Origin of the sequence: Agrobacterium sp. InxBP2 (assembly GCF_026191755.1) — a bacterium.
Taxonomy (GTDB): domain Bacteria; phylum Pseudomonadota; class Alphaproteobacteria; order Rhizobiales; family Rhizobiaceae; genus Agrobacterium; species Agrobacterium pusense.
In genome coordinates, this window is sequence record NZ_JAINDY010000030.1 from 114,632 (window position 1) to 130,889 (window position 16,258).

The 16,258-nt window shown below is 59.3% G+C and carries 17 protein-coding genes; 4 read left to right on the top strand and 13 right to left on the bottom strand.

Translation table 11 applies throughout. The features are described 5' to 3' along the window. Positions 1-67: 67 nt before the first annotated feature. From phnD to phnG, 9 genes are all read right to left on the bottom strand, one after another. Positions 68-973, bottom strand: a complete 906-nt coding sequence (gene phnD, locus K7A42_RS15770; protein ID WP_004439243.1) for a phosphonate ABC transporter substrate-binding protein — start codon at positions 971-973, stop codon at positions 68-70. Between the two features lie 86 nt (positions 974-1,059). Continuing rightward, positions 1,060-1,920: a phosphonate ABC transporter ATP-binding protein gene (phnC, locus tag K7A42_RS15775; protein WP_282455530.1), complete on the bottom strand. Its 861-nt coding sequence runs from the start codon at positions 1,918-1,920 to the stop codon at positions 1,060-1,062. Positions 1,921-2,135: 215 nt separating this feature from the next. Then, the gene (locus tag K7A42_RS15780; RefSeq protein WP_035206552.1) at positions 2,136-2,753 is read right to left on the bottom strand and encodes a DapH/DapD/GlmU-related protein; all 618 of its coding nucleotides are present in this window, start codon (positions 2,751-2,753) and stop codon (positions 2,136-2,138) included. After that, positions 2,750-3,457, bottom strand: a complete 708-nt coding sequence (gene phnL, locus K7A42_RS15785; RefSeq protein WP_004439247.1) for a phosphonate C-P lyase system protein PhnL — start codon at positions 3,455-3,457, stop codon at positions 2,750-2,752. Before phnL ends, K7A42_RS15780 begins: the two co-directional genes overlap by 4 nt. 4 nt (positions 3,458-3,461) lie before the next feature. Continuing rightward, positions 3,462-4,238, bottom strand: coding sequence for a phosphonate C-P lyase system protein PhnK (gene phnK / locus K7A42_RS15790; protein WP_004439249.1), 777 nt, complete (start codon positions 4,236-4,238; stop codon positions 3,462-3,464). Then, complete coding sequence (locus tag K7A42_RS15795; protein ID WP_004439252.1) at positions 4,235-5,137, bottom strand: alpha-D-ribose 1-methylphosphonate 5-phosphate C-P-lyase PhnJ; 903 nt, start codon at positions 5,135-5,137, stop codon at positions 4,235-4,237. The genes phnK and K7A42_RS15795 overlap by 4 nt, the downstream gene beginning before the upstream one ends. Positions 5,138-5,270: 133 nt before the next feature. Continuing rightward, positions 5,271-6,380 (bottom strand): carbon-phosphorus lyase complex subunit PhnI, encoded by a 1,110-nt coding sequence (locus tag K7A42_RS15800; protein ID WP_282455531.1) that lies wholly within the window; start codon positions 6,378-6,380, stop codon positions 5,271-5,273. Between the two features lies 1 nt (position 6,381). After that, entirely contained in the window at positions 6,382-6,990 is a 609-nt protein-coding gene (gene phnH, locus K7A42_RS15805) for a phosphonate C-P lyase system protein PhnH (RefSeq protein WP_282455532.1), read from the bottom strand. Next, complete coding sequence (gene phnG, locus K7A42_RS15810) at positions 6,990-7,451, bottom strand: phosphonate C-P lyase system protein PhnG (protein ID WP_282455533.1); 462 nt, start codon at positions 7,449-7,451, stop codon at positions 6,990-6,992. The genes phnH and phnG overlap by 1 nt, the downstream gene beginning before the upstream one ends. An 82-nt stretch (positions 7,452-7,533) precedes the next feature. Here phnG and phnF point away from each other — a divergent pair, with 82 nt between their 5' ends. Beyond that, a complete protein-coding gene (gene phnF, locus K7A42_RS15815; protein ID WP_004439262.1) occupies positions 7,534-8,271 on the top strand; it encodes a phosphonate metabolism transcriptional regulator PhnF in 738 nt (245 codons plus the stop codon). Between the two features lie 21 nt (positions 8,272-8,292). Here the strand turns inward: phnF and dapB are convergent, their stop codons facing one another. From dapB to mepA, 4 genes are all read right to left on the bottom strand, one after another. After that, the gene (dapB, locus tag K7A42_RS15820; RefSeq protein ID WP_004439263.1) at positions 8,293-9,120 is read right to left on the bottom strand and encodes a 4-hydroxy-tetrahydrodipicolinate reductase; all 828 of its coding nucleotides are present in this window, start codon (positions 9,118-9,120) and stop codon (positions 8,293-8,295) included. A gap of 126 nt (positions 9,121-9,246) precedes the next feature. Then, entirely contained in the window at positions 9,247-10,269 is a 1,023-nt protein-coding gene (locus tag K7A42_RS15825) for a glucokinase (protein ID WP_035206560.1), read from the bottom strand. 22 nt (positions 10,270-10,291) lie between these two features. After that, on the bottom strand, positions 10,292-10,675 hold the full coding sequence (locus K7A42_RS15830; protein WP_004439265.1) for a methylglyoxal synthase: 384 nt from the start codon (positions 10,673-10,675) through the stop codon (positions 10,292-10,294). A 99-nt stretch (positions 10,676-10,774) separates the two neighbouring features. Continuing rightward, a complete protein-coding gene (gene mepA, locus K7A42_RS15835; RefSeq protein WP_174150581.1) occupies positions 10,775-11,830 on the bottom strand; it encodes a penicillin-insensitive murein endopeptidase in 1,056 nt (351 codons plus the stop codon). A 200-nt stretch (positions 11,831-12,030) separates the two neighbouring features. Here mepA and K7A42_RS15840 point away from each other — a divergent pair, with 200 nt between their 5' ends. The 3 genes from K7A42_RS15840 to K7A42_RS15850 all read left to right on the top strand — a co-directional run bounded on the left by K7A42_RS15840 (position 12,031) and on the right by K7A42_RS15850 (position 16,257). Further along, complete coding sequence (locus K7A42_RS15840) at positions 12,031-13,875, top strand: extracellular solute-binding protein (RefSeq protein WP_282455534.1); 1,845 nt, start codon at positions 12,031-12,033, stop codon at positions 13,873-13,875. Positions 13,876-14,017: 142 nt separating this feature from the next. Further along, positions 14,018-15,112 (top strand): microcin C ABC transporter permease YejB, encoded by a 1,095-nt coding sequence (locus K7A42_RS15845; protein WP_282455535.1) that lies wholly within the window; start codon positions 14,018-14,020, stop codon positions 15,110-15,112. Next, the gene (locus K7A42_RS15850) at positions 15,112-16,257 is read left to right on the top strand and encodes an ABC transporter permease (protein ID WP_004439269.1); all 1,146 of its coding nucleotides are present in this window, start codon (positions 15,112-15,114) and stop codon (positions 16,255-16,257) included. The genes K7A42_RS15845 and K7A42_RS15850 overlap by 1 nt, the downstream gene beginning before the upstream one ends. Position 16,258 lies beyond the last annotated feature (1 nt).

Genomic DNA, 16,258 nt, shown 5'->3' on the forward strand with positions numbered 1-16,258 from the left:
GCTTTTCCTTTATTTGCAAAAGCGGCGGCGCCGCAAGGCACCGCCGCTTCCGGATATGATCTGAGGATCAGCCGCCGATAACCGACTTACGGGCGTCGATGATCGTCTGGTAGAAAGACGGATCGACCTTGATGTAGGCGGTGTTCTTGCCCTGGGTGAAGCCCTGGAAGCAGGCGAGGTCCTTCTTCGGCAGTTCCATGAAGAAGTTTTCGACCTTCTGCTTCATCGCGTCGCCGAGCTTGTTGGTGACCATCAGCGGGCCGTTCGGGATCAGTGGCGACTTCCAGACTTCGACGATATCGTCCATGTCAAGGTTGCCCTTCTTGACCATCTGGTAGAGGTTGCCGGCCGTGTAGCCTTCTTCCCACTTGCCCACGCCCGAACCAAAGGTGGTGCCGACATCGAACTTCTTGTCGAGAACGGCGAGAACGAGGTTCTCATGGCCGCCGCCAAAGCCGGTTTCGGAGAAGTATTCCTTGACCGGAACGCCGGTTTCCTTCGGAATAGCGACGTTCGGAACGAGGAAGCCGGAAGTGGAATCCGGGTCCGCGAAGCCGATCTTCTTGCCCTTGGCATCAGCCAGCGTCTTGATGCCGCTGTCCTTGCGGGCAACCATGATCGTGTAGTAACCGGTCGAGCCGTCAGCGCCGGCGGTGGTCAGAATCGGATCAACGGCCTTCGGATCGGCCAGGGCGATCTTGGCGTAGGAAGAAGCGCCCATGGAGGCGATGTCGATGGTGCCGCCGAGCAGACCCTGGATGACGCCGTTATAGTCCGGCGATGGGAAGATCTGAACTTCGGAAACGCCGGTCGCGGCCTTCAGGCCATCGGCTACGCACTTCGTGTTGCGGATCTGGTCCGCTTCGTTTTCGGAACCGTCGAGACCGATGCGCAGGACCTTGACGTCCTGGGCCATGGCGGAACCGGCCAGAACGCCAAGGGCGACTGCCGAAAGAAGGATTTTCTTCAACATGGACTTTCTCCTGTTTCCCGGCAAGCCGGAGTTTGTTGTGAACCATCGGCCCTTGACGCGGGCGCAAACGATGCTGGGCGGTTCCCTCAGAGCCCGGCGAGAGCGAGCGGTTCGGGACCGGCAGATTGCTGCACCGGACGCGCGGCAAGCTGCGCGCCGGGAATATTGATGCTGGTCGAGGTCATGGTCTCGTCGATGCCGGATCCCTGAGAATCGGTTCCGTAAATCTCGGTAACGGCTGCGGCCGTCAGTTCGGCGGGCGTTCCGTCGAAAACGACGCGGCCCTGAGACATGCCGATGATGCGTTCGCAATAGTTGCGCGCGGTATCCAGAGTGTGCAGGTTGGTAATGACGGTGATACCTTCACGCTCATTGATGTCGCGCAGCGCGTCCATCACGATCTTGGCGTTCAGCGGGTCGAGCGAGGCGATCGGCTCGTCGGCAAGGACCATCTTCGGAGACTGCATCAGGGCGCGGGCTATGGCGACGCGCTGCTGCTGACCGCCGGAAAGCGTACCGGCCGCCTGCATGGCCACATGTTCGATACCAAGCCGCTCCAGCGCGGCGATGGCCATCAGGCGCTCTTCATGTGTGAAGATATTTAAAAGGCTCAATGCCGTGGAACGGTGGTTGAGGCGTCCAAGCATGACATTGGTGAGCACGTCGAGGCGCGGAACAAGATTGAATTGCTGGAAGATCATGGCGCAGTCGCGCTGCCAGTTGCGCAGTGCAGCCCCCTTCAGCGACGAGACTTCCGTGTCATTGAAATAAATGGAACCCGAGGACGGATCGACGAGGCGGTTGATCATGCGCAGCAGCGTCGACTTGCCGGCGCCTGAACGTCCAATCACGCCGACCATCTGGCCCTGCGGAATTTCGACATTCACGGAATCGACCGCGGTGTGATTGCCGAAACGGCGCGTGACTTGCTTCAGGTGAAAGCTCATTTCCCCGTCCAATCTTCTTTTGACGGGGTTCGGCGTAACAGCGGGGCGTGAAGTGCGAATGTCAGTTTGATGAAGAAAATATTACAAAGAGCTCAAGTGTTGCGGCCGCATGTTTGCCGGCGAATGTCTGGGAACCGGCCCGCCGCGTCTTCAGGACACCAAACTGAAAAAGCAAACCCCGGGAACTTCCCGGGGTCGATCAGGTCTGTAATGTTTCAGCCGCGATATTTTATGATGAAATCCTCGGCCGCCATGCTGCGAAAATCATCGAGCGCGTCGCGCAGTCTTCTGTGATCCCAATCCCACCAGCGGAGGTCATCCATCTGCCGGCCCAGTTCTGCGGGGAAACGCTCCCGGATCAGTCTTGCGGGTACACCTCCCACGATGGTGTAGGGCGCTACGTCCCTCGAGACGACAGCACCTGCTCCGATCACCGCGCCGTTTCCAACGGCGACCCCAGGCAGGATGGTGGCGCCGTGGCCGATCCAAACATCGTGACCGATCACAACGCGTCTGGCGCGGCGAGCGGCAAAAAAATCGGTCTCGTCTTCCGCATCGTCCCAGTAATTGCGCGCGCGATAGGTGAAATGATGCAAGGTCGCCCGCTGCATGGGATGATTGGTGGCATTGATGCGGACGGAGGCAGCGATGTTGACGAATTTGCCGATGGTCGCGCACCAGATGGCGCCGTCCTGCATGACATAGGAATAGTCGCCCATCTCGACCTCCTCGATGCGGCAACGCTCCGAAATTTCGGTGTAGCGGCCGATCGCGCTGTTGGTGACGCGGGCGGTTTCGTGGATGACGGGCTCAAGGCCGACCTTCACACTCATGCTGCAGCCTTCCGCGGAGAAAACTGCGAAACGTCGAGAATGCGGTCGGCCACGGCTTCCCGCACTTCTTCATCATGAAAGATGCCGAGCAGTGCCGTGCCCTTTTCCTTTTTCTCCCTGATCATCTCAACGACGACACGCCGGTTGGTGGCATCAAGGGAAGCAGTTGGCTCGTCGAGCAGCAGGATCGCATGATCGGTGATGAAGCCGCGGGCGATGTTGACGCGCTGTTGTTCACCACCTGAGAAAGTGGCGGGCGGCAACGACCACAATTCGCGCGGCAGGTTAAGTTTCGAAAGCAGAGCGGCCGCCTGCTCACGTGCCTCTTCAGTGGCAATCCTGCGCGCCAGAAGCGGTTCGGCAACAACGTCTATGGCGGCGACTCGGGGTACCGTGCGGAGGAATTGGCTGACATAACCGATGGTGCGATGGCGAATGTCGAGGATCGTGCGAGGGGAGGCGCTGCCGATGTCGACAACTTCACCCTCATGGCGGATCAGAATCTGTCCGCTGTCTATGGCATAGTTGCCATAGAGCATCTTCAGGATCGAGCTCTTGCCGATGCCGGAGGGCCCGCCGAGCACGACGCATTCGCCGCTGCAGACAGAGAAATTGACATCGCGGACGACAGGCAGTTCGATGCCGTCGCGAAGATGCATGGTGAAGCTTTTGAAGACTTCCGAAACGATGAGAGGCGTCGGCATGGCGTCAAACCTGCAAGATGGAGGAAACAAGCAATTGCGTATAGGGCTCGCGCGGATCGTCCAGCACCCGGTCGGTCAGGCCGTGCTCGATGACGTCGCCGCCCTTCATCACCATCATGCGGTGAGACAGCAGCCGGGCTACCGCGAGGTCGTGGGTGACGACGACGACGGCGAGGCCGAGATCGTTGACGAGGCCACGCACAAGATCAAGCAGACGCGCCTGCACGGACACATCGAGACCACCCGTTGGCTCATCCATGAAAACCAGGCGCGGCGAGGTGACGAGATTGCGGGCGATCTGCAAACGCTGGCGCATGCCGCCTGAGAAGGCGCGCGGCTGATCATCGATACGGTCGGTGCCGATTTCCACCCTCTCCAGCCATTCGCTGGCAGATTGCCTGATATTCCCGTAATGCCGGTTGCCAACTGCCATCAGCCGCTCGCCGACGTTTGCACCGGCCGAAACCGCCATTCGCAACCCGTCTGCCGGGTTCTGATGCACGAAGCCCCAGTCGGTGCGCATCAGGAAACGCCGTTCGGCCTCACCCATATGGTAGAGATCGCGCATAGAGCCGTCGCGCATGCGATATTCCACGCTGCCTGCCGTTGGCATCAGCCGGGTGGAAATGCAGTTGAGGAGCGTGGTTTTGCCGGAACCGGATTCGCCGACTATGGCGAGAACTTCACCTGGATAAAGTTCGAAAGAGACATTGCGGCAACCGGCTCGGTCACCGTAATATTTTGAAACGTCACGGACTTTGAGAAGCGGTGCGTCGCTCATTCTGCGGCCTCCTTCACATCCGCCAGCATATGGCCCTTGTGGCCATGGGCGCGGCGGTCCTCGCAATGATCGGTATCGGAGCAGACGAACATCCGTCCGCCTCTGTCATCAAGCACCACCTCGTCGAGATAGACATTTTCTGCGCCGCACAGGGCGCAGGGCTTGTCGAAGCGCTGGATTTCAAAAGGATGATCCTCGAAATCGAGGCTGACGACGTCGGTGTAGGGCGGTACGGCATAGATGCGCTTCTCGCGCCCGGCGCCGAACAGCTGCAACGCGTCCGACATGTGCATTTTCGGGTTGTCGAATTTCGGGGTTGGCGATGGATCCATCACATAACGCCCGGCCACCTTCACCGGATAGGCGTAGGTGGTGGAGATGCGGCCGTTGCGGGCAATGTCCTCATAGAGCTTGACGTGCATCAGGCCATATTCCTCCAGCGCGTGCATGACGCGCGTTTCGGTCTCGCGCGGCTCGAGGAAACGCAACGGCTCGGGAATGGGTACCTGATAGACAAGCACCTGGCCGGAATGCAGTTCCTCTTCCGGAATGCGGTGCCGCGTCTGGATGATGGTGGCATCCTTCGTTCGGGTCGTGACGGCAACATTCGACACCTTCTGGAAGAAGGCGCGGATGGAAACCGCATTGGTCGTGTCATCGGCGCCCTGGTCAATTACCTTCAGCACGTCGTCGGGGCCAAGAATGGAGGCTGTCAATTGCACACCGCCCGTGCCCCAGCCATAGGGCATGGGCATTTCACGGGAAGCGAAGGGAACCTGATAACCCGGAATCGCGATGGCTTTCAGGATTGCCCGGCGGATCATCCGCTTGGTCTGTTCGTCCAGATAGGCGAAGTTGTAGGCAGCCAGTCCGTCGTCAAATGAAACTTCTTCAAGCATTGCGCGTTAGCCTTGTGAAAAAAGGAGTACAAGCTCATGGAGATTGGAATTCTTGTAGCCGTGTTCTTTGCTGTCTTTGCAGCAACGACCGTCTTTTGTGCTTACTGGTTCGGCGAGCAGCACAGCCGCTGAGTCATTCGGCCGCATCGCCCATCCATTCCGCGCCAGTCGCGTTCGTCGCTTCGAAATCAGCACGCATTTTTCGGACGAGCCCGAGTTCAGCCTGGAAATCCACGTAATGCGGCAGTTTCAGATGTTCGACGAAGCCCGTTGCCTGCACGTTATCGGCGTGTGAGATGACAAATTCTTCGTCCTGCGCTGGCGCGACGACATCTTCGCCGAATTCGCCGGCGCGTAGTGCACGGTCGACCAGCGACATCGCCATCGCCTTGCGCTCGCTCTGACCGAACACCAAGCCATAACCGCGCGTGAATTGCGGAGGGGCCTTGGACGAACCCTTGAACTGGTTCACCATCTGGCATTCGGTAACCTGGATATCGCCCAATGAGACCGCGAAGCCAAGTTCTGGCACGTCTAGCTGGATTTCAACTTCACCGATGCGAATCTCGCCGACAAAAGGATGTGTCCGACCGTAGCCGCGCTGCGTGGAGTAAGCGAGCGCCAGAAGAAAACCCTCATCGCCGCGTGCCAGTGATTGCAGGCGCAGATCGCGCGACATCGGGAATTCCATCGGTTCCCGCGTCAGGTCACCGGCAATATGGTCGTCCGGCAACTCGCCATCGCTTTCGATGAGCCCTTCCTGGGCAAGAATATCGGAAACGCGCATGACATGTTCCGGCTCGCTATCCCGCTGGGTTGCTGCTTCGACCGCTTGGTCTTCGAGAAGAGAGGGGTCGAGCAGGCGGTGGGTATAATCGAAGGTCGGCCCCAGCAATTGTCCGCCCGGCAAGTCCTTGTAAGTCGCGGAAACGCGCCGCTTCACCGTCATATCAGCTGTGTCCACCGGTACCGAGTAACCGAAGCGCGGCAGCGTGGTGCGGTAGGCACGCAGCAAAAAGATGGCTTCGATCATGTCGCCGCGCGCCTGCTTGATGGCAAGGGCCGCGAGCGACTGATCGTAGAGAGACGCTTCCGCCATTACCCTGTCGACAGCGAGCGAAAGCTGTGAAACGATCTGCGCGACCGTCATGGCCGGCAGGTCCCGGTCTCCGCGCCGCTTGTCGGCCAGAAGCCGGTGGGCATTGGCGATGGCGGTTTCACCGCCTTTGACAGCAACATACATCTTATGACTCCACGAGTTTGATGCGCGTCGTGCGCGGCAGGCAGACGAATTTATCGCCAGCCGTCAGGATCACGTCGACGCCGCGCGGGAAGAAGGCGTTGTTCTCCGCCCAGAGCCTCGGGAATATGTCGGGCAGACCAGAAGGACTGATCACGTTGACGTGGCGGATGCCAGGGCCGGAAAGCTGCAATTCCCGACCGCCATCGAGATCAGGCAACTCGATGATGAGCGTGGTGGAACGGTCGGGATATTCCTGGCTTCCCAGGGCGAAGAGACCGAAGGACGAGATGGCGCTGCCGGCCTCGAAGACCGCGAAATGTGCCGCGCCCTTTTCTTCTGTCGCAGCTGCGCCAGTGTGAAAACCGATCCAGCCGGAGACAGCGGTTTTTCGTAGTGCACCGCTCAGCCAAACCGGAGTGTCATGGTCACAGAGCGCCAGCAGAACCGCTCCGGTCGCCGCGGCAAGCGGCAGCGGCGGAAAGACTGCTGTTTCGACCGCCTGTGTGGTGCCCGGACGGGCCATGCCGTCCATCAGTTTTTTGAAAACCCGTTGGGAATCGAAGACGGCGTCGGAGAAGCCGCCCGTCAGTGCTTCGGCCTTCACACCCATCAATCTTCTCCTCGAACCATCGTAAAGAAATCGACCCGTGTGGCGGCAGTCTCTTTCATTGTCCGCTCTTTCTCTGCGGTCAGCCTTGTTTCGAGAGGCGAGAGAAGCTCGGTCTCGATGAAATCCCGTGTCGGGCTTTCCTGCCAGAGCGCATCGAAAACGGCGGCGTACCAAGCTTTTTTGCGACCGGTGCCGAGAACATGCGCATGACCCACGGTGCCGGAGGCCAGCTTGATCGTCGCCCGGGTGACTGTCGTTTCACCGAGGTTGAAAGGAGCGCCGCCACCGCCGATCCGGCCCTTGACCATCACCAGCCCGGTTTCCGGCCCGCGTACGGTTTCCGTTTTGGGGTTCTCACCCTGGCGGTTCCAAGCCGTTTCAAGTTCCTGAACCGTGGCGCGGGCAAGAAGCGCTGCCGCTCTTTTTCTGCCTGCGTGTATGTCTGCCGTATCGTTTGTCATCGCTTGACCTCTAATGTCTATTGATATAGACAACTATACAATATAAGCTACAAGTAATGGCGATGAATGACAAGCGTGTGACATGAGCCCTTCGGCAACGATGAAAAGAAAGAATGGAGTGGCGCTCTGGCGGCAGATCGCCGACCGGATCAGAGGCGAAATCGCCGCTGGTGATCACGACGAAACCGGCATGTTACCGCCGGAAATGACATTGGCGCAAAAATTCGGCGTCAACCGCCATACTGTCCGGAGTGCCATTGCCGCACTGGCGAGCGAGGGCATACTCGAGCCGATGCAGGGACGCGGCACGATCATCGCCCGCAAGGAGCGTCTGAGCTTTCCGATATCGCTACGCACGCGCTTTACGGCTGGCATCGGCGATCAGGTAAAGGAAATGGAGGCGCTGCTGCTTTCCCACATCACCGAGCCGGCCAATGCCGATCTGGCGGCGCGACTACAATTGCCGCTGGGTACGCCGCTCATACGTCTCGAAACGCTCCGCAAGGCGGACACTCGCCCGGTCTCTCGCTCGACCACGTGGTTCCCCGCCGACCGTTTTGCCGGAATAGGAGAGGCCTATCAGAAAAGCGGCTCCATTACGGCTGCGTTCAAGATGCTTGGCGTGGCTGACTACGTGCGCATTTCGACCGTCATTTCCGCTAGTCACGCGGATACGCGCGATCTCGCCGATCTCGAATTGTCGCCAGGCGCCATCTTGCTGATAACCCAGGCGCTGAACGCAGATATGGACGGCGTGCCGGTGCAATACGCCATCAGCCGCTTCTCGGCCGATACGGTCGAATTCACGGTGGAAAACTAGGGTCAAAATCGAGGTGGAAGACTATTCCGCCTGCGACAACCCCAGCACATCCAGCATCGAATAGAAACCGGGCTTCTTGTCGAAGGCCCAAACCGCTGCCGTGATTGCGCCGCGCGCGAAGATGGAGCGGTCGCCGGCGTAATGGGAAAGTTCGACGCGCTCGCCTTCGCCGGCGAAGATGACAGAATGTTCACCGATCACCGAACCACCGCGCAGGGTGGCAAAGCCGATGGTTCCGATCTCACGCGCCCCGGTATGGCCGTCACGCACACGAACGGATGACGTGGAAAGATCGACGTTGCGGCCGGCGGCGGCGGCTTCGCCCAGCAGCAGCGCTGTGCCGGAAGGTGCATCCACCTTGTGCTTGTGGTGCATTTCCAGGATTTCAATATCCCAGTTCTCCGCATCCAGCGCCTGCGCCGCCTGCTGCGTCAAGACGCTGAGCAGGTTGACACCGAGGCTCATATTGCCCGACTTGACGATGCGAGCGTGGCGCGACGCCGCCTTGAATTTTTCCTCATCTTCCTGCGCGCAGCCCGTGGTGCCGATGACATGCACGATGCGGGCCTGTGCAGCGAGACCGGCAAAGGTGACGCTGGTTGCCGGTGAAGTGAAGTCGATCACCCCTTCGGCGTGGAGAAATGCCTGCAGCGGATCGCTGGTGATTTCGACGCCGATGGGGCCGAGACCGGCAATCTCCCCGGCATCGCGGCCGACAAAGGCCGAACCCTCGCGCGCGACCGCAGCATGCAGCTGAACGCCCGGCGTCTGGTGAATGAGGCGGATCAACGCCTGTCCCATGCGGCCCGCCGCGCCGACCACCACCAGTTTCATGCCGCTGCTGCCCATGCTGTCACTCACTTCTCATGTCGGGCGGATCGGAACCCGCCGGTATCGGATGTTTGATGTGTTCCGCATTGACGTTAAAGACCGTCCGCCCGCTTCGCAAGCATCACGTCGGAACGGTTCGGGCGATCAGACCCTCCAGCGCCGCCCGTCCAGCGCCAGGCCGAAATCGGAAGGTGTTCTCGCATAGGTGGCGAGGCCGGAAAGGGCCGCCTGCGGGTGGGTGACGACGAAAGTGGGGATGGTCCGCATCAGCGCACTGTGCGGCGCCTTGTCTTCAAAGGCGGTCCGGAATTCCGGGCTCTTGAGCGCCGGAATGATCTTCTGCGAAATGCCGCCCGCGAGATAAACGCCGCCCTTGGCCATGAAGATTAGCGCGAGGTCGCCCGCCACGCGGCCGAGATAGGTGCTGAAAAGCGAAAGCGTTTCTTTGGCCTGTGCATTCTCACCCGTGAGCCCCTGCGCGGTAATATCGGCCGGATCGGAAAAGACGGCTTCGATGCCATCGGCCTTGCAGACGGCGCGGTAAAGATTGACCAGCCCGCGCCCGCACAGAATCTGTTCGCCAGCGACGCGACCTTCGATGGTTTCGATATGCGGGAAAACCGCGTAATCACGCGCGCTTCTCGGGCCGATATCGATATGGCCGCCTTCGCCCGGAACCGGAAACCACATATGGCGCGCATAAACCAGGCCGGCCACACCAAGTCCCGTGCCCGGTCCAAGAACGACGCGAGAGGCCAGCACGTCTTTTTTGCCGGAGCCGATGGCGTCGCGGTTGTTGTCATCCAGAGCCGCAATCGCGAGCGCCTGCGCCTCGAAGTCATTGATGACGATGACGTCCTTCAGGCCGAGATTGGCGAGCATTCCCTTCGGCTTGACGACCCAATGGCAGTTGGTGAGCGGTATCTCGTCACCTTCGATCGGGCCGGCAATGGCAAGGATGGTCGAGACGGGCTGAAGCGAGGTCTTGTCCAGAACAGCCTGCTGGATGGCGTCGTCAATAGTTGGGTATTCCGCCGTCTTCACCGTTGTAAGGTGCACGGGCTCCGCAAAGGAATCGATCAGGATGGAAAAGCGGGCATTGGTGCCGCCGATGTCGCCAAGAAGGATTGGAAAGGACAGATATTCGGTATCGGACGTCTTCGGCATTGCCTGTTCCATGGTGGGAGGGTCAGTTGGCGACGTGGAAGTCGATGAGATTTTCTGCGGTGGCGCGGTTGAGCGCCATGGGAATATCATAGACCGTGGCAAGCCTCGTCAAAGCCTTCACGTCGACATCATGCGGCATTGCCGTCAGTGGATCGGTAAAGAAGATCAGCATGTCCACTTGGCCAGTGGCGATCATCGCGCCGATCTGCTGGTCGCCGCCGAGAGGGCCGCTTTTGAGGCGAATGACTTCAAGCCCGGGGCAGGCTTCCTGCACCCGTCCACCGGTGGTGCCGGTTGCGACAATCTTGAAATTGGCAAGCGCCTTCTGGTGATGACGGGCGAAATCCGCCATATCGTCCTTTTTCTCGTCGTGAGCGATGAGCGCGATACAGCGTTGTCCTTCCATGGTCCCAGCCCGTCCCCGTAGAATTAAATCGATTTGAAGCCTTCTATAACAGCTTGCCGCCATTTGAAAAGGGAAGCTGTTGAATGCCTCATTTCTGTTTCAGTTCAATGTCGGGCGCTGGGTCGGAAGTGGAATATCCGAAGGCGGCTGCAGGGCGGGGGCCGCCTGAATGACCTGTTCCACGCTTTGCTGGCGTACGGCCTGGGTCGGCGAAGTTGAATAAGCCTGGGCTGCAATCCCCTCGGGGTTGGCGGAAGGAGCGGCGGCCACGGCGGCGCAGGCAGCGGGCAGGTCGGAAACCATGACGGGACGCGGTTTCACCGGCTTGGCAGTGGGGTCCTTTTTCGGCGGCGCCCATGGCTCCTTGGTGAACCACCAGGCAAGAGACTTGTCGCAGCCATCGCCCTTGCCGACGGCGGCCTGCGGCTTGCAGTTCGGCGCGCCGGGCGGGCATTCGAGACGGATGTGGAAATGCTCGTCATGGCCGTAGATCGGCCTGATCTTCCCCATGAAGGTGCGATCGCCGGTCCAGGTCTGGCAGAGCTTCTGCTTGATCGCCGGGTTGACGAAAACACGCTCCACCTGCGGGTAACTTGCCGCCATCATCACCAGCCGTGCATTCAGCGGCGACCACTTGCGGTCGTCAACCGTCAGAAACTTGCTCTTGTCCAGCATGGAGATGAAGGGCACCGTTTCGCGCTGTTCGACAGTGAGCCGGGGAGTGGGCATGGGCCGCCACCAGACATCTACATCGAGGCCGATCTGGTGCGAGGCATGGCCTGTCAGCATCGGACCGCCGCGCGGCTGGGAAATGTCGCCAAGCAGCAGGCCCGGCCAGCCGATTTTCTGGGCGTCCTGCGAAAATTGCTCAAGGAAGGAAATCAACTGCGGCTGGCCCCAGCGCCGGTTGCGCGAAAGGCGCATGGCCTGCCAGCCGGGACCATCCGTTGGCATGGCGACTGCGCCGGACTGGCAACCCTTGGCATAGGAGCCGATCGGCTGCGATGCGGCGGCGGAAGGCAGCGCCATGTGGCCGAACACTTCTTTTGCGGGCCTGTCTTCGGCTGACGCGGTTTCGATCTGCAACTGCAGCGACGAGACGACCGACATCGCCAGCATGGTCGCCTTGAAAATTCTCGATGATCCCGCCGTCATATAGCCGTGCCCGTCCGATCAGTTGATTCTCTTGCCCCAAGAATAAACTGGAACGGGATTTTGTTAAAACCGTGTTTCGTGTTGCCCTTCAGGGCGGGATAACGACGCTGATAAAGAGCTTGTGAGACAGCGCATCTGTTTTTTGCCAATGTTTCTTTTATGCTCTCCGCAACAGGCACAAAAACAGGGACATTGACCCGATGATATTGGCACCACTGAAATCCCGACTTCTTATCGCCCTTATGGCGTCCGCCCTTCTGATGCCGGCGGCGGCTTCCGCCCAGTCGGGCGATGTCTGGCGAAAGGGGATTTCGACGGTCGGGGAGCTGAAGCATCCCGATGGATTTGACCATTTCGATTATGTAAACACCAATGCACCAAAAGGCGGCACGTTGCGCCTCTCCACATCGGGCACCTTCGATACGCTGAACCCGCTGCTGGCGAAGGGCGAGGCGGCGACGGGCCTTTCGCTCGTCTTCGATACGCTGATGAAATCGACGGAAGAGGAACTGTCGGCCTCCTATGGTTTGCTGGCGGAAGGCGTCAGCTATCCCGACGATATCTCCAAAGCGACGTTCCGCCTGCGTCAGGAGGCCAAGTGGGCGGATGGTAAGCCTGTGACGCCTGAGGATGTCGTTTTCAGCTTCGAAAAAGCCAAGGACCTGAGCCCGCAGCTTGCGACCTATTACACCCACGTCACCAAGGCGGAGGTGAGCGGCGACAGGGACATCACCTTCACCTTCGATGAAAAGAACAATCGCGAGCTGCCGCAGATCGTCGGTCAATTGCTGATCGTTCCCAAGCACTGGTGGGAGGGCGCGGGCCCGGACGGCAAACCGCGTGACATATCGCGCGGCACGCTGGAGCCTGTGATGGGTTCCGGCCCCTACAAGATCGCTGCCGTCGCCCCTGGATCGACCATCACTTATGAACGCCGTGACGATTATTGGGGCAAGGACGTCAACGTAAATGTCGGGATGAACAACTTCAAAACCATCGCATACACCTTTTTTGCCGATCAGGACGTGGAATTCCAGGCGTTTAAATCGGGCACGATCGATTTCGCGCGGGAGGCTTCCTCCAGCCGCTGGGTCACGGGTTATGATTTTCCCGCTGTCAAAGACGGCCGGGTGAAGAAGGAGGAGCTGCCGAACATCTACCGTTCCGTCGGCATCATGCAGGCCTTTGTGCCGAACATGCGGCGGGAAAAGTTCCAGAACCCGAAACTGCGCAAGGCGCTGAACTATGCTTTCGATTTTGAGGAACTCAACCGCACGCTGGCTTACGGTCAGTTCCAGCGTATCAACAGCTTCTTCATGGGCAGCGAACTGGCTTCGTCAGGCCTGCCGACGGGTCGCGAACTGGAACTGCTTCAGGAGCTCAAGGATCAGGTCCCGCCTGAGGTCTTCACGACGGAATACAAGAATCCCGTGGCGGGCGATCCGGCCAAGCAACGCGACAATCTGCGCGAAGCCGTCAGGCTGATGAAGGAGGCGGGATATGAACTGCGCGGCAATCGCATGGTCAATGCGAAAACCGGCCAGCAACTCGATATGGAATTCCTGATTGATTCCGCCGGCATGGAACGAACGATACTTCCTTATGTCCAGAGTCTGAAGAAAATCGGCATCAACGCGACCATCCGCACGGTCGATGCCTCGCAATTCACCAACCGCACCCGCAGCTTCGATTACGACATTATCGTCAAGCTCTGGGCGACGTCGGCCAATCCGGGCAACGAGCAAGCCGATTACTGGGGTTCGGCGGCTGCTGATCGTCAGGGATCGAACAACCTCGCCGGCATCAAGAATCCGGCCGTCGATGCTTTGGTGCGCAAAGTCATTTTTGCGCCCAATCGCGATGAGCAGGTCGCTGCTGCCCGCGCGCTCGACCGCGTGCTGCTCGCCAACAGCTATGTCATTCCGCAATTCTACCGCGGCGAGCTGTTCATCGCCTATTGGAACACGATTGTCCGCCCGGAAAACCTGCCCGAATATGGCATCGGTTTTCCTGAAGCCTGGTGGTCCAGCCAGGCCGGAAAATGACGCCGGCCTTGCTTTCGCGATCAAGGCTTGATTCACATAGGCCGAGACGAATCGCTTGAAATGCGCGTGACGCCGCTTTGAGGAAAGGACCGGGCTTGACCGAGACGAAAATCGCTGACCGAACGGCTGGGGGAAGAGGCTGATGGGCGCCTATATCCTCAGACGTCTGGCGCTGATGATCCCGACCATCATCGGCATCATGGGCATTTCGTTTCTTGTCATCCAGTTCGCCCCGGGTGGGCCGGTGGAACAGGTCGTCGCGCAGCTGACGGGTCAGGGCGACAGCGCCTCCGACCGGCTCTCGGGCGGCGGCGATCTCATGGGGCAATCAGGCGGCTTCGATGAAAGCGGTTCGAAATATCGCGGTGCACAGGGGCTCGATCCGGAGCTGATCAAGAAGCTCGAAAAGCAGTTCGGTTTTGACAAACCGCCGCTCACCCGGTTCCTTGAAATGATATGGAATTACATTCGCTTCGACTTCGGCGACAGCTTCTTCCGCAATTCGTCGGTCATCGATCTCATCATTGACAAGCTGCCGGTCTCAGCCTCGCTCGGTTTCTGGATTCTCATCATATCCTATGTGATTTCCATTCCGCTCGGCATCAGGAAGGCCGTTTCCGATGGCTCGACCTTCGATGTCTGGACCTCAGGCATCATCATCATCGGTTACGCGGTGCCAAGCTTCCTGTTCGGCATCCTGCTCATCGTGCTTTTCGCCGGCGGTTCGTTCTTCGACTGGTTTCCGCTGCGCGGCTTGGTCTCGGACAATTTTGACCAGCTGAACTGGTGGCAGAAGATCATCGACTATTTCTGGCATCTTACCCTGCCGTTGATCGCGCTGTCGCTCTCCGCCTTTGCGACAACGACGCTTTTGACCAAAAATTCCTTCATCGACGAGATCAAGAAGCAATATGTCATCACTGCCCGCGCCAAGGGTCTCACCGAGCGCAAGGTCCTTTATGGGCATGTTTTCCGCAACGCGATGCTGATCGTGATCGCCGGCTTTCCGGGTGCTTTCATCTCGGCCTTCTTCACCGGATCGCTGCTCATCGAGAATATCTTCTCGCTGGATGGTCTCGGCCGCCTCGGTTATCTCTCGGTCGTCAACCGGGATTACCCGATCGTCTTCGGCACACTGTTCATCTTCTCGCTGATGGGCCTTGTCGTCGGCCTGCTCTCTGACCTCATCTACACATGGATCGATCCGCGTATCGACTTCGAGCGGAGGGACGTGTGATGTCGCTCGCTCATCCTGCAGGAACCGAGACGCTGGTAAATCCCAAGCGCCCGTGGTTTTCGCCGACGACCAAGCGCCGCTGGCAGAATTTCAAGGCAAACCGCCGTGGATACTGGTCATTCTGGCTGTTCCTGATCCTGTTTTTCCTGAGCCTGATGGCGGAATTTATCGCCAATGACAAACCCATCCTCGCCTCCTACAAGGGCGAGCTGCTGGTGCCGGTCATGGTGGATTATCCGGAGGAGAAATTCGGCGGGTTCCTGGCCCAGACCGACTACAAATCCTCTTTCATTCAGGACGAGATCAACGCCAATGGCTGGATGATCTGGCCACCGATCCGCTACTCCTACCAGACGGTCAATTCCAATATTCCGCATTCCGCGCCCACGGCACCTTTCTGGCTGATGGATAAAAAGGAGCGCTGCTCGGCCTATCCGCAGGGCGATGCCGATCCCGGCTGCACGCTTGGCAATCTGAACTGGCTCGGCACCGACAATCAGGCCCGCGACGTCACGGCGCGGATGATCTACGGCTTCCGCATCTCCGTGCTGTTCGGCCTGACGCTGACCATTGCTTCCGCCATTGTCGGCGTCACCGCCGGCGCCATTCAGGGCTATTTCGGCGGCTGGACGGACCTGCTTTTGCAGCGTTTCATCGAAATCTGGTCGTCCATGCCGGTGCTCTACATCCTGCTCATCATTGCGGCCATTCTGCCGCCCGGCTTCTTCGTGTTGCTTGGGATCATGCTGCTCTTCTCATGGGTCGGCTTCGTCGGTATTGTCCGCGCCGAATTCCTGCGTGCCAGAAACTTCGAATATGTCCGTGCCGCCCGCGCACTTGGCGTCGGCAACTGGACGATCATGTTCAGACACCTTCTGCCCAATGCCATGGTGGCGACGCTGACCTTCCTGCCCTTCATTCTCTCAGGGTCGATCACGACACTCACCTCGCTCGATTTTCTCGGTTTCGGCATGCCGCCGGGATCGCCGTCGCTGGGCGAGATGATTGCGCAGGGCAAGAACAACCTTCAGGCGCCCTGGCTCGGTCTCACAGCCTTCTTCACGATGTCCATCATGCTGTCGCTCCTTATTTTCATCGGCGAGGCCGTTCGCGACGCCTTCGATCCACGCAAGACGTTCCGGTGAT

Excerpts from the sequence above, each read along its gene's own strand:
- phnD (WP_004439243.1), bottom strand. The coding sequence starts at position 973 with ATGTTGAAGAAAATCCTTCTTTCGGCAGTCGCCCTTGGCGTTCTGGCC.
- phnC (WP_282455530.1), bottom strand. The coding sequence starts at position 1,920 with ATGAGCTTTCACCTGAAGCAAGTCACGCGCCGTTTCGGCAATCACACC.
- K7A42_RS15780 (WP_035206552.1), bottom strand. The coding sequence starts at position 2,753 with ATGAGTGTGAAGGTCGGCCTTGAGCCCGTCATCCACGAAACCGCCCGC.
- phnL (WP_004439247.1), bottom strand. The coding sequence starts at position 3,457 with ATGCCGACGCCTCTCATCGTTTCGGAAGTCTTCAAAAGCTTCACCATG.
- phnK (WP_004439249.1), bottom strand. The coding sequence starts at position 4,238 with ATGAGCGACGCACCGCTTCTCAAAGTCCGTGACGTTTCAAAATATTAC.
- K7A42_RS15795 (WP_004439252.1), bottom strand. The coding sequence starts at position 5,137 with ATGCTTGAAGAAGTTTCATTTGACGACGGACTGGCTGCCTACAACTTC.
- K7A42_RS15800 (WP_282455531.1), bottom strand. The coding sequence starts at position 6,380 with ATGTATGTTGCTGTCAAAGGCGGTGAAACCGCCATCGCCAATGCCCAC.
- phnH (WP_282455532.1), bottom strand. The coding sequence starts at position 6,990 with ATGGGTGTGAAGGCCGAAGCACTGACGGGCGGCTTCTCCGACGCCGTC.
- phnG (WP_282455533.1), bottom strand. The coding sequence starts at position 7,451 with ATGACAAACGATACGGCAGACATACACGCAGGCAGAAAAAGAGCGGCA.
- phnF (WP_004439262.1), top strand. The coding sequence starts at position 7,534 with ATGAGCCCTTCGGCAACGATGAAAAGAAAGAATGGAGTGGCGCTCTGG.
- dapB (WP_004439263.1), bottom strand. The coding sequence starts at position 9,120 with ATGGGCAGCAGCGGCATGAAACTGGTGGTGGTCGGCGCGGCGGGCCGC.
- K7A42_RS15825 (WP_035206560.1), bottom strand. The coding sequence starts at position 10,269 with ATGCCGAAGACGTCCGATACCGAATATCTGTCCTTTCCAATCCTTCTT.
- K7A42_RS15830 (WP_004439265.1), bottom strand. The coding sequence starts at position 10,675 with ATGGAAGGACAACGCTGTATCGCGCTCATCGCTCACGACGAGAAAAAG.
- mepA (WP_174150581.1), bottom strand. The coding sequence starts at position 11,830 with ATGACGGCGGGATCATCGAGAATTTTCAAGGCGACCATGCTGGCGATG.
- K7A42_RS15840 (WP_282455534.1), top strand. The coding sequence starts at position 12,031 with ATGATATTGGCACCACTGAAATCCCGACTTCTTATCGCCCTTATGGCG.
- K7A42_RS15845 (WP_282455535.1), top strand. The coding sequence starts at position 14,018 with ATGGGCGCCTATATCCTCAGACGTCTGGCGCTGATGATCCCGACCATC.
- K7A42_RS15850 (WP_004439269.1), top strand. The coding sequence starts at position 15,112 with ATGTCGCTCGCTCATCCTGCAGGAACCGAGACGCTGGTAAATCCCAAG.